Genomic DNA, 12455 nt, shown 5'->3' with positions numbered 1-12455 from the left:
CGACCGCGAACAGGCCGGGCGCCGCATCCCCGTCCCCGGGCACGGGCGGGTCACACCCGGCACGCGGCGCCGGGTCGTCGGCCTGCCGGTCGTCGGTGGTGGCGCGCAGTTCGGCGAGCACGGTGCTGATGCCGTGTGCGAGGTCGAGCGCGCGGCACAGCAGGTGCGTCTGGTGTGGGTTCACGTGTTCTCCGGCAGGCGTGGGATGTCGCAGGGCGGGAAGTCATCGCGCACGCGCCACTCGTGGTCGCAGTGCCAGCAGGTCGGGTCGTGCCACCGGCCGTCCAGCTCCACGAAGTCGCGCCGCGCCGGGGTGACCTCGACGCCGCAGAGCGTGGTGAACGCGATCCCGGGATGCGCGGTGCCCACCGTCTCGGCGTCGTAGGCGTGCCGGCGCCCCTCGGCCTGCTGCCACCGGAACCTCTGCATCGATGCCCTCCCCCTGGTCACCGCGTCAGCGACGCGACAGCTCTGTCATTGGAGGACACGCTGTCTGTCTACCGTTCGTAGCTGCAATCTCCCGAAGGGGTGATTCGACTGAAGCACTGACTGCCCGTCTCACCTGGTCGGCAACGTAAAGAACGGGATAGCATGACAGACGCACCGACCACTAGGCCGGTGAAGTGGACCCGGCAGCCTTCCGGACGGTGGGCGGGCCGGGTTTCGCATGTCCGGACCTGACACCGCTGGGATCGGTCGGAGCTGGTCAACGACCGCCGTATTCCGTTTCGTGGCCGGTCTGCCTACCGAGAGCAGTCCGCATCTCCCGATCGTGTGACTTGTTTTCGTTGTGTCGGGATGACTAACTGTGTGCCATGCCCGTCGACGCCAACGGCATGACCACCCGCGCCCGCGCGCTGACCGCGGCGATCCGCGACCTGCTCGATGACTCCGAACTGAGTGGCCGCGAGATCTCGCAGCGGCTGGGCTTCAGCCACGGCATCGTCTCGCACTGGGTGACCGGCCGTCGCCTGCCGAGCCCGGAGGACATGGCCTCACTGCTGACGCTGTTGGGCGTCACCGGCGACGAGAAGCAACGCCTCATCGACCTCGCCCGGCACGCGGCCGAGCCGAACTGGCTGGTCGTCGGCATGCCCGGACTCCCGCAGCAGTTGGCGGGTGCCATCGAGTCGGAACGCTCGGCGTCGGCGATCACGCAGTGGTCGAGGGACATCCTCCCCGGGCTGCTCCAGACCGCCGACTACGCCCGAGCGCTGGCCATGGCCAGCGGGTTGCCGCTGAATGAGGTCGAGGGCCGAGTCATGCTCCGGATGGGCCGAGCCGAGGTGATCACCCGACGACAACCCGTAGAGTTCCACGCGCTGATAGCCGAAGACGCTGTGCGGGAGCGGATCGCGATACCGGAGGTGATGGCCGACCAGCTGCGGCACCTCCTCGCGATGGCGGCCCGCCCGAACATCACGATCCAGATCGTGCCGCCGCGCATCGGTTGGCACCCCGGCCTACTCGGCCCGTTCGTCCTGTACGACTTCCCGGAGGCTCCGCCCGTGGTGCACTTCGAGCACTACAGCTCTGGAGCTTTCGTCCTGGATGAGGACGACGTGCAGGAGTATCGGGCCGCTGTCAAGACCATCTGCGGGATGGCGAGAACTCCGGCGCAGTCGACGGAGTTCCTCGCCGAGATCGCGGAGAGTTTGGAGCACACGACGACATGAACGCCCCGCTGGTGTGGAAGAAGAGCAGCTACAGCGGTCCGAACGGTGACTGTGTCGAGTTCGCCGCCGCCACCGATGGCAGCGGCGATGTCCTGATCCGGCATTCGAAGCACCCGGATGCGACCACGATCCGGTACACGGCCGCCGAGTGGCGGGCGTTCCTCGCGGGCGCCAAGGACGGCGAGTTCGACCTGTAGACGCGGACACTCGGCGGCCCCGGCAGACCAGCGGATGCCGGGGCCGCTGTGCTGTGTCTCCTACGCTGCCCTCGTGGTGTCTACGACCGGTAGCCGCCGTTCTCCCCATCGTGTGACTTGTCATGTTACATGTCGGGATGACTACGCTGTGCCATGTCCGTCGACGTCAACGGTATGACCACCAGAGCCCGCGCACTGACCGCAGCGCTGCGCAAGCTGCTCGACGACTCGAAGCTGAGTGGTCGGGAGATCTCCCAACGGTTGGGGTTCAGTCATGGCATCGTCTCGCACTGGGTGACCGGACGTCGGCTGCCGGGCCCGGAGGACATGGCCTCGTTGCTGACGTTGCTGGGCGTCACCGGGGACGAGAAGCAACGCCTCGTCGACCTCGCCCGGTACGCGGCCGAGCCGAACTGGCTGGTCGTGGGAATGCCGGGCATTCCACAACAGCTGGCGGGCGCGATCGAGTCGGAACGCTCGGCATCGTCGCTCGTGGAGTGGTCACCACACCTCATCCCCGGCCTCCTGCAGACGGCGGAGTATGCGCGTGCCTTGGCGAACGCGATCGAACTGCCGCCGCCCGAGGTCGATACGCGCGTCATGTTGCGCGTCGGACGCTCGGAGGTGATCACTCGCCGGGATCCCGTGACCATGCTGGCGTTCGTGGGCGAGGAAGCGGTACACGAGAGGATCGGCTCTCCCGGGGTGATGGTCGAGCAGCTGCGCCACCTGGTCATACTGAATGCGCGGAGCAACGTCATGATCCGCCTCGTCCCGTCGCGCGTGGGCTGGCATCCGGGGCTACTCGGCCCGTTTGTACTGTACGACTTCCGGGAGGCTTCACCTGTGGTGCACTTCGAGCACTACAGTTCCGGGGCGTTCGTCCTCGACGCGGACGATGTGCGGGCCTACCGGCGTGCCGTGGAGGTTATGCGAGGGGTGGCGCTAACTCCCGAAAAGTCGACCGACCTGCTCGTGACGACCGCAGACGAATTGGAGCGCGCGACAGCATGACGGCACCCCTGATGTGGACGAAAAGCAGCTACAGCGGTCCGAACGGCAACTGTGTCGAGTTCGCCGCCGCCACGGACGGCAGCGGCGATGTCCTGATCCGGCACTCGAAACACCCGGAGGCGGGCGTCATCCGCTACACGGCCGCCGAGTGGCGGGCGTTCCTCGCGGGCGCCAAGGACGGCGAGTTCGACCTGTAGTTCGGCGTCGACCCAGCAGCCCCGGCGGGTGTCGGGGCCGCTTTACCGTGCGCGCGGCCCCGGCTCACCGTGGCCTGTGGGTGCCCCCGTGTGAATAGCGTCTTCGCCAAGTATCACTCGCACTGTGGAGTGCGCAGATGTAAGGCGCTCATCCATATGTGGTGCCGGGAATGCCGGCTTGTAAGCTCTACCCGATCGGTCTCGATCTTCCGCACTCAATCTCCCAGCGAAGTTCGCTGGGTGGTCCCTAGGAACTGAGGGGCAAGGGAGCCGCTGAGCGGCTGCAACGCGGAAAGGAGACCGATGAGTAAGAGCGATAAGCGTCGGGGCCCGCCCTGCCGGTGCATCCTGTGCGCATGTCGTGACCGGGTCAGCAGGGCCGGGAACAAGCTGGTGGTGACCAGTATCCTGTTCCCGGTGGTCCTGCTGCCCTACAAGCACGAGATGTCGAGTCTCGTGCTTCTGTTGGCCCGTTAGAGGCCGTTGAGAGGGGCGGGGGTGACCTTGGCGGGGAGTTCCCGCTCCTCTCCCATACTGTCCGCGCTTGATGCTGACCAGCGGTCAGCATCAAGCGCGGACCTATTATTCCACAGGTTACTTGACATGGGACTTGCCGCAACTGACCCGGCAGAGTAGAAAGTCGGTCCAGCGCACAGCCTTGCGCGAGCTTGCCCGGTTGCTTGCGGGCAACCGTCGGCCCCGGTAGACACCGAGGCTTGCGATCGAACCACGGCACGGGGCAGCCATGCGTCTGTAACACAACGTTGCGCAATACCGACCGTTCCTCGGTGCGGTCGCGAGTGTGTCTCGATGTGAGCGCATGCATTGCTGCGCTCGGCTGCTCGGCACATAGGCTGCGGGTCGGCCTGGTGATTGAGGGGAGTGGCGACGGTGACGGTGAGTGACGCTGGCCTGACGGAGCAGTTGGTGGCGGACCTGCGGGGGCAGGTGGGTCTGCTGGAGGCCGATCTGCGGGCTCGTGCGGAGGAGGTTGCGGAGTTCCGCGAGCCGTTGCGGGCGGAGTATGTCGAGGCGTTCGAGAAGAGGCGGACGGCGGCGCCGTGGGAGTCGTGGCTGGATGCGCGGGTGACGCAGGTGGCGGCGGCGTGGGTGTTGGGCACGGTGTTCGTGCGGTTCTGCGAGGACAACGGCCTGGTGGCGGCGCCGTTCCTGTCCGGGCCGGGGGAGCGGCTGGCCGAGGCCGAGGAGCGGCACGAGGACTTCTTCCGCCGGTATCCGGAGCGCAACGACCGGGACTGGCTGGTGGCCGGGTTCGAGGCGTTGGCGGGGGCGCATCCGACGGCGGCGGGGTTGTTCGACCGGCGGCACAACCCGCTGTGGGAGATCAGCCCGTCGTTCGAGGCGGCCAGCGGGCTGGTGCGGTTCTGGCGCCGCCGCGGTGAGGACGGTGAGGTCCGGTACGACTTCACTGATCCGGAGTGGGACACCCGATTTTTGGGGAATCTGTATCAGGATCTGTCCGAGCACGCGCGGAAGACGTATGCGTTGTTGCAGACTCCGGAGTTCGTCGAGGAGTTCATCCTCGACCTGACCCTGGAACCCGCCGTTGAAGAGTTCGGCCTAGCCGGGCTCAGGACGATCGACCCGGCCTGCGGGTCGGGGCACTTCGTGCTCGGGCTGTTCCACCGGATCCTGGACAAGTGGCGCGAGGCCGAACCGGGCACGGACCAGTGGACGCTCGTGAAGCGGAGCCTGGGTTCGGTGCATGGGTGTGACAAGAACCCGTTCGCCGTGTCGATCGCCCGGTTCCGGTTGTTGGTGGCGGCGCTGCGGGCGGCGGAGGCGACCCGCTTGGAGCAGGCGCCAGAGTTTCCGCTGAATTTGGCGGTGGGGGACTCGCTGCTGCACGGCCGGGGGGCGCCGGGGGTGCAGGAGGAGTTGTTCGCCGTGGAGGAGGCGCACACCTATGTGCCCGAGGACGTCAACGACTACGTCAACTCCTGCGACCTGCTGGGGCGGGGCTCGTATCACGTGGTGGTGGGCAACCCGCCCTACATCACCGTCAAGGACAAGCAGGAGAACCAGAACTACCGCGACCGCTACGATGCCTGCTCGGGCAAGTACGCCCTGTCTGTACCGTTCGCCCAACGGCTGTTCCACCTCGCCATACGCCGCCACGGCTCGGACCGGGACGCCGGCTACGTCGGGCAGATCACCGCGAACTCGTTCATGAAACGCGAGTTCGGCAAGAAACTCATCGAAAACTTTTTCCGCACGGTGCAGCTGACCCACGTCATCGACACCTCCGGGGCCTACATTCCCGGCCACGGCACCCCTACCGTCATCCTCATCGGCCGCAATCACGAATACCGCCACAACGACCCGATCCGCGCCGTCCTCGGAATCCGCGGCGAACCTACCCAACCCGAAAACCCGGCCAAGGGGCTAGTGTGGTCTGCCATCGTCGACCAGATCACCCAGCCGGGCAGCGAATCCGACTGGATCACCGTCGAAGACACCGACCGACAAAGCTTCGGCCAGCACCCCTGGAGCTTGAGCGGCGGCGGGGCAGGCGGCGTGATGGAACAAATTAGTAATCCCTCGCGAGACGTGCTCCATGCGAGGGTCGATTCGGTTGGGCCTCATGACATAACTGGTGAGGATGATGTATTCTTATCTAGCACTCGTCTACCTGTTTGGGATCGTCTTGCCGCTCCTAGTAAGTCGTTGACTATGGGCGACTCGGTGCGCGATTTCCGCACGAAGAAGGTAGCTGTGTTGTGGCCATATCTGGAAGAATATCCAGACTGCTCGTTGCAAGATACGGTATTATTCTGGCCTTATCGTCGTTTGTTAAGGTCTGGGGTGACTTTCGGAAAAACTCGAGAGCAGCGGGGAATGGCTTGGCACGAACATGTTATGCTTTCTTGGGAGCGAACTCGGGCGCGGTTTTTGATAACCTTCGCAGACGTGGCGACGCATAATCATTTTGTGCTGGATCGGGGTAGAAATGTCTTCAACAGGACCGCGCCCGTGATCAAGTTGCCGGAGGGGGCGGGTGAGGATGAGCATGTGGAGTTGTTGGGGGTGTTGAACTCGTCGGTGGCCTGTTTCTGGCTCAAACAAATGTGCCACGACAAGGGAAATGGTGGTATCGGAGGCGGCATTGCAAGTGCTGCCTGGGAACGCTTCTATCAGTTTAATGGGAGTCGTGTTTCGCAGTTCCCGCTTCCGACGGTGTTGCCGTTGGAATTGGGGCGGGTTCTGGATGGGTTGGCGCAGGAGTTGGCGTCGTGGGAGCCGTCGGTGGTGGCGGAGCACGGGGTGCCGTCGCGGGAGCGGTTAGCGGTGGCGCGGGCTGAGTGGGTGCGGTTGCGAGGTCGGATGGTGGCGGTGCAGGAGGAGTTAGATTGGTGGGTGTATCAGGCCTATGGACTGTTGGATGAGGCCGAGCGTGCCCGGTTGACCGCTGCTGATTGGGGGTCGGTGCCGGAGGTGGAGTTGGGGCAGCGGCCGTTTGAGATTGTGCTGGCCCGCCGGGTGGCGGCGGGGGAGGTGGATACGGCGTGGTTCGACCGGCACGGCTCCACACCGGTTACGGAGGTGCCGCAGCACTGGCCGGAGTGGTACCGGCAGTTGGTGCAGGACCGCATCGAGGCGATCGAGTCTCGGCGGGACCTCGAATTGTTGGAGCGGCCGGAGCACAAGCGTCGGTGGGCGGCCGAGTCGTGGGAGAAGCGGGAGGCTGAGGCGCTGCGCACGTGGTTGTTGGACCGGTGCGAGCGTCGCGAGCTGTGGTTCGGGTTGCGAGACGGGTTCGAGCAGCCGCGTACGCGTACGGTGCACCAGTTGGCTGACGCGTTCCGTGACGACGCGGACATGCACGCCGTGGCCTCGCTGTATGCCGCGGACCATCTGGGCAAGCCGGATTTGAGTCTTGCGCAGGTGTTGGAGCGGGTGGTGGCGGATCAGCATGTGCCGTATCTGGCGGCGCTGCGGTTCAAGGAGCCCGGGTTGCGCAAGCGGGCCCAGTGGGAGCGGGTGTGGCAGCTGCAGCGGGAGGAAGACGCTACGGGGCGGCGGTTGGACATTCCGGTGCCGCCGAAATACACCTCCGGGGACTTCCGCAAGGCGTCGTACTGGTCGCAGCGGGGCAAGTTGGACGTGCCCAAGGAACGGTTCGTGTCGTATCCGGAGGCGGGGCCGGAGGGCGATCCGAGCCTGCTGTTGGGCTGGGCCGGCTGGGACCACAAAGACCAGGCGCAGGCGTTGGTGAACCTGATCAACGACCGGTCCGAGGACGCCGGCTGGGGTGTCGAGCGGTTGACGCCGCTGGTGGCCGGGTTGGCGGAAGTGATGCCGTGGGTGCACCAGTGGCACGGCGAGTACGACGACGAGTGGGGCGGGATACCGGCCGAGGAGTATCAGGCCTTCCTCGACGAACAACGCCACCGCCACCACCTCACCGAAGACGACCTCACCACCTGGCGCCCCACCCCCACCAGGAAAGGCCGCCCCACCACCAAGCCGACGGAGTGACGTGTGGTCGCCCGGAACCGTCAGAGGCCCAGCACGGCCTGGCGGTTTCGGCCCCGTCCGTGCGTAACACCGTGCCCCGGGGTCGCGACGGTGCGGTGCGGGCTCGGCACACCGACATTGCGGCGGAGTCTCGATGCGTCGACGGCAGACCATGATCGACGCCGTGGGGACTAGCATGCCGGGGGCGGTCCGTGCTGAGGAAAGGAACCGTCCAGGTGCCGAGTCGGCGCGTTGACCTGGATGAACGGCGTCACGAGAGGGCAGGGCAAGAGTGAGCGCGAACGAGGTCTACCTGCGCGACGTCCTCGACATCCCCGAGACGGTGCACGCCGGGGACTTCAAGGTCGAGCTGACCGGCGGGTTCACCGAGACCGAGGCCCGTGTCGCCGAGTACGTCGTCACCGACCAGCTCCGGCAGGCATTCGACACGGCGCTGCGCAACGTGCGGGCCGCCGTGCGCGACGGCAGCTCGCACGCCGCCTACCTGCACGGCTCGTTCGGCTCTGGGAAGAGCCACTTCCTCACCGTCCTGCACGCCGTGCTGAACAACGACCCCGTCGCCCGCGCCAAGCCCGCGTTGCAGACCGTCATCGCCGAACACGACGACTGGCTGCGCGGCAAACGGTTCCTCATGGTGCCCTACCACCTGGTGGGCGCCAGCGACCTCGACTCCGCCCTCCTCGACGGCTACGTGCGCACCGTGCGCAGGCTCCACCCGGACCAGCCGACCCCGCCGGTGTACCGGGCGGACGCCATGCTCGCCGACGCCCGTAAACAGCGCGAGGTGCTCGGCGACGAGAAGTTCGTCGAACTGCTGAGCGTGGGCGCCTCGACCGGGCCCGGCGAGGCCGACCCCGACGACCTGGACCTGCCCGACGATGCCGGGGGTTGGACCGGTGCGGATCTCGACCGGGCGTTCGCCGCCCCCGCGGGCGATCCGGTGCGCGACCGGCTGGTGCAGGACCTGATCTCCGGGCCCTGGTCGTCCTACGTGCGAGGGGCCAGCGGCGACGCCGGGGCGTTTATCCCGCTGGAGAACGGGCTGTCGGTGATCAGCCGACACGCCCGCGAACTCGGCTACGACGGGCTGGTCCTGTTCCTCGACGAGCTGATCCTGTGGCTGCAGGCCCACCTCAGCGACCAGCGGTTCGTCAACACCCAGGTGAGCAAGCTGGTCAAGCTGATCGAATCCGGCGACGCGAGCCGGGAACTGCCCATCGTGTCGTTCATCTCCCGGCAGCGCGACCTCTCCCAGCTCGTCGGCGAGGACGTCACCGGCGCGGACGTGCGCAACCTCGAAGAGCAAGTGCGCTACCTTGCCGAACGGTTCGATACGGTCTCGCTGGAGGACCGCAACCTGCCCGCCATCATCAAGGAGCGGGTGCTCAAGCCGCTGCCCGGCGGGCGGGAGACCCTCGACGCCGCCTTCGCCGGCATCGAGTCCGCCAAGGCCGCCGACAAGGAGGTGCTGCTCGACGCCGCCGGCGCCACCGGCGCCGACTGGCAGGACTTCCGCGACGTCTACCCGCTCTCGCCCGCGCTGCTCAACGTGCTCGTCGCGCTGTCCGGCGCGCTGCAGCGCGAACGTACCGGGCTCAAACTGCTGCAGGAGCTGCTGCGCCGCCGCCGGGACAGCATGAAGGTCGGCGAACTCATCCCGCTCGGCGACCTGTGGGACGTGCTCGCCGACGGCACCGGCGAGGCGTTCACCGACCGGCTGCGCAGCGAGGCCGAAGCCGCCCAGCGCTTCTACGGCAAGGCCCGCGCCTGGCTCGCCGAACGGCACGGCGAGGGCACGCAGAAGTTCGTCGCCGCCGACCGGCTGGTGAAGACCCTGCTGCTGTCGGCGCTTGCGCCGCAGGTGCCCGCGCTCACCCGGCTCACCGGCACCCGGCTCGCCGCGCTCAACCACGGCTCGCTGCGCGCCCGCACCGTCTCCGCCGGGTCCATGGCCGTGTCCACCCTGCGGGAACTGCAGGCCGAGTTCGGCGAACTGCGTTCCGAGGGCGAGGAAGACCCTGTCTTCCGGCTGCAGTTGTCCGATCTGGACATCGAACCGCTGCTGGACGCGGTGGGGGAGCAGGACTCCCTCGGCGCGCGGCGCATCTGGACCAAGACGAAGCTGTGGTGCGAGCTGGGCATCGCCGACTCGGACAGCTTCGTCTGCGAGAAGGAGATCGTCTGGAAGGGCACCCGGCGCACCGCCGAGTTCGTCTTCGCCAACGTGCGTGACGAGCACGAACTGCCCGGCATGCAGTTCGAGCCCAGCACGCCGGGGCGGGTGCGGTTCGTGCTGGACTACCCGTTCGACTCCGGTGACCACGTGCCGCACGACGACGCCAGCCGGGTCAACCGGATGCGCAAGGCGGGCACTGAGGCGGCCACGCTCGTGTGGTTGCCGCACTTCATGTCGGCACAGAAATCCGCCCAACTCGGCCGGCTGCTCAAGATCCGCTACCTGCTGGAGCGCAGCAGGCTCGACGACTACGCGAACACCAAGTCTGCCGACGAACGCATCAAGATCCGCCACCAGTTGGAGGCGCAGGCCGACACGCTCGACTCGCAGCTCACGGCCGCACTGCGACACCTCTACGGCATCGCCGGGGGCGACGACGCCAGCATCGGCGCCGAGGTCGGCGAGGACGGGCACGTGCTCACCCTGCAGCCCGGGCACGCGCCCCGGCTGGCCGGGGGAGCCTCGTTCGAGTACAACGCGCTCACCCTCGCCGACGGGCTGTTCGACAAGCTCTACCCCAAACACCCGAACTTCGACCCGAACGGCAACCGCAAGCCCGTTACCACGGGTGAGTTGCGCACCGTGCTGGCGTGGATCACGCGCGCGATGGAGGACGGCAACCGGCGGGTCGTCCTCGACCGCAAGGACCAGGCACTGGTGCGCCGCGTCGTGCACCCGCTGGAGCTGGGTGAGGTCGCCGACGGGCCGCTCGTGGTCGCCACCGAATGGCGCCGCCGCATCGAACAGGCAGCTACCCAGCGCGGCGTCACCGGCGACTACCGGGTGGACGACATCCGCACCTGGATCATCGAGCTCGGCTACACCGGGTTGGACAAACCCGTGCTGAACCTGATTATTGCCACGTACGCGATGCTCGCCGACCGGGCGTGGCTGCTGCACGGCTCGCCGCTGCCCGAACCGCCCGACCTCGACAAGATCGGCCCTGGGCACGCCCTGCGCGCCCAGGAACTGCCCACCGAGAACGAGTTCACCGCCGCCCGCGACCGGGCCTCGGCCCTGTTCGGGCTGACCGTGCCGGACACACTGTTCACCCGCAATGTCAACCGGCTCGCCGAGGGCGTGCGCGGCAAGATCACCGAATACGAGGAGCCGGTCAACGGGCTGCGCACGCAGCTGCGCGAGCACGCCGCCGACCTCGGTCTGGACGCAGAGCCGGACGCACCGCGGTTGCGGGCCACGCGGGACGCGGCCGACCTGCTCGCGCGGCTGCGTGACGAGGCCGACAGCACCGAACTGGTGCGCCTGCTCGCCACCGCCACCTACGACACCGGCGACCGGGTACTCGCCACTACCCTCACCTCCGCGGCCGACGTGCTCGCCGCGGTGCGGGCGGTCGAATGGTCGCTGTTCACCTCGATGCGCAACTTCCTGCCGCGCGGTGACGACATCGCCCACCGCGCGGACCAGCTGCTCGCCGGGGTGGCGGAGGCGGCGGTGGCCGACGAGTTCACCCGACGGCTGGCGCCCGTGCTGCACGAGTTCGGGCCGAAGGCGCTGGGGATCGTCAACGACGCCACCCGGGTCGTGCCGGATCCGAAGCCCCCGCGGCCGGACCCACAGCCCGATCCGCACCCGCGGCCGGGACCGGACGGTGCCGGACACGACGGTCGGGGGAGTGCCGGACCGGACGACGTTCACCTGACCGGGACCGGCACACCCCCCGTCTCCGGTGGCACCGGCGGGACCGGCGGCCGGGCCGGGGCGAAGCGGGTCAAGGCCAGTGCGGTGGAGGCCGAGCTCAGCAGCCTGATCTCCGCCGTGCAGGACGAGATCCGCGACTACGCCCGGCAGCACCCCGACGTGCAGTTCGAGGTGACCTGGCAGGTCGTCGACGACGGGACCGGCGCCGGTGACGGGGCGGGCGGGGCGCGATGAGCGCACCGCCCGAGGTCGACCGGCGCATCGTCGAATCCCTGGTCGAGGAGTACCTCCCGGCCGCGCGGGGGCGGCGGCTGCTGCTCGTGCACGGCAAATACGTCGGCACGGCGGAGCCGTTCACCGTGCGCACCGCCGACGACCGGCACCGGGTGCACGTGGTCGACCGGCACTCCGTGCTCGGCATCCTGGAGGCCTGGCAGGAGCACCAGCACACCCACCCCGACGACGGCGACCTGCTGGTGGTCACCACCGGGGTGGACGACGAGCAGCTCGGCTGGGACGTCCGCGCCTACGCCATCCACCGGTCCGTGCGGCCGGTCGACCGGGCCAGTGTCGTCGCCCAGCGCTTCGGGGCGGTGGACGTCGACCCGCGGCTGCACGAGGAGAAGTGGCTCGTGGAGGCGTTGTTGGACGCCGAACCGCCCGAAGGGTGGCCGCGGGACGGTTCGGTGCTCACCCGCGACGCCGCGATCCGCGCGCTGATCGGCGTCCGCCTCGGTCGTTCCGCGCTCGGTGACGGGGCGCTGGACATCGGGGCGCTGCTGGATTTCTCCCTCGACCGGGTCGCCACCGCGAGGTTCGCCGAACTTCCGCACGCCGAACGCGACGGGATCATCCGGTGGCTGGCCGACACCGTCGGCGACGCCGCCGCGCTGCTGCTGCGGCTGGTCGCCGACGGGCGCGCCGCGGACGCCGTGCCGCTCGGCATCGTCGGGGGCGCCGCCCCCGGCCCGGA

The 12455-nt window shown here is 68.1% G+C and carries 10 protein-coding genes; 8 read left to right on the top strand and 2 right to left on the bottom strand.

From position 1 onward, the window contains the following. On the bottom strand, positions 1–184 hold a 184-nt coding region (locus ACTIR_RS26900), incomplete at its 3' end, for a hypothetical protein (protein WP_034240958.1). Beyond that, positions 181–429 carry a zinc finger protein gene (locus tag ACTIR_RS0118675; protein WP_007025140.1) on the bottom strand — a complete coding sequence of 83 codons (249 nt, stop codon included), beginning with the start codon at positions 427–429 and terminating at the stop codon, positions 181–183. The genes ACTIR_RS26900 and ACTIR_RS0118675, both read right to left, overlap by 4 nt. Positions 430–815: 386 nt before the next feature. Here ACTIR_RS0118675 and ACTIR_RS0118670 point away from each other — a divergent pair, with 386 nt between their 5' ends. From ACTIR_RS0118670 to pglZ, 8 genes are all read left to right on the top strand, one after another. Beyond that, positions 816–1676, top strand: coding sequence for a helix-turn-helix domain-containing protein (locus ACTIR_RS0118670; protein WP_026455419.1), 861 nt, complete (start codon positions 816–818; stop codon positions 1674–1676). Continuing rightward, positions 1673–1873, top strand: coding sequence for a DUF397 domain-containing protein (locus tag ACTIR_RS0118665; protein ID WP_026455418.1), 201 nt, complete (start codon positions 1673–1675; stop codon positions 1871–1873). Before ACTIR_RS0118670 ends, ACTIR_RS0118665 begins: the two co-directional genes overlap by 4 nt. A gap of 153 nt (positions 1874–2026) precedes the next feature. Further along, positions 2027–2887, top strand: a complete 861-nt coding sequence (locus tag ACTIR_RS0118660) for a helix-turn-helix domain-containing protein (protein ID WP_026455417.1) — start codon at positions 2027–2029, stop codon at positions 2885–2887. Beyond that, positions 2884–3084: a DUF397 domain-containing protein gene (locus ACTIR_RS0118655; protein ID WP_026455416.1), complete on the top strand. Its 201-nt coding sequence runs from the start codon at positions 2884–2886 to the stop codon at positions 3082–3084. Before ACTIR_RS0118660 ends, ACTIR_RS0118655 begins: the two co-directional genes overlap by 4 nt. Before the next feature lie 303 nt (positions 3085–3387). Next, positions 3388–3561, top strand: a complete 174-nt coding sequence (locus tag ACTIR_RS26050) for a hypothetical protein (RefSeq protein WP_154663813.1) — start codon at positions 3388–3390, stop codon at positions 3559–3561. Positions 3562–3966: 405 nt separating this feature from the next. Beyond that, a complete protein-coding gene (gene pglX / locus ACTIR_RS0118645; RefSeq protein WP_034240955.1) occupies positions 3967–7584 on the top strand; it encodes a BREX-2 system adenine-specific DNA-methyltransferase PglX in 3618 nt (1205 codons plus the stop codon). Positions 7585–7855: 271 nt separating this feature from the next. After that, the gene (locus ACTIR_RS0118640; RefSeq protein WP_026455414.1) at positions 7856–11716 is read left to right on the top strand and encodes a hypothetical protein; all 3861 of its coding nucleotides are present in this window, start codon (positions 7856–7858) and stop codon (positions 11714–11716) included. Then, positions 11713–12455 (top strand): BREX-2 system phosphatase PglZ (gene pglZ, locus ACTIR_RS26895; RefSeq protein ID WP_034240953.1); only part of this gene is annotated, 743 nt, incomplete at its 3' end. The genes ACTIR_RS0118640 and pglZ, both read left to right, overlap by 4 nt.

Source organism: Saccharomonospora iraqiensis subsp. iraqiensis (assembly GCF_000430445.1).
Classification (GTDB): Bacteria; Actinomycetota; Actinomycetes; order Mycobacteriales; family Pseudonocardiaceae; genus Saccharomonospora; species Saccharomonospora iraqiensis.
Note: the sequence above shows the minus strand (reverse complement) of the source record. Positions and strands in the feature narration are given on the sequence as shown.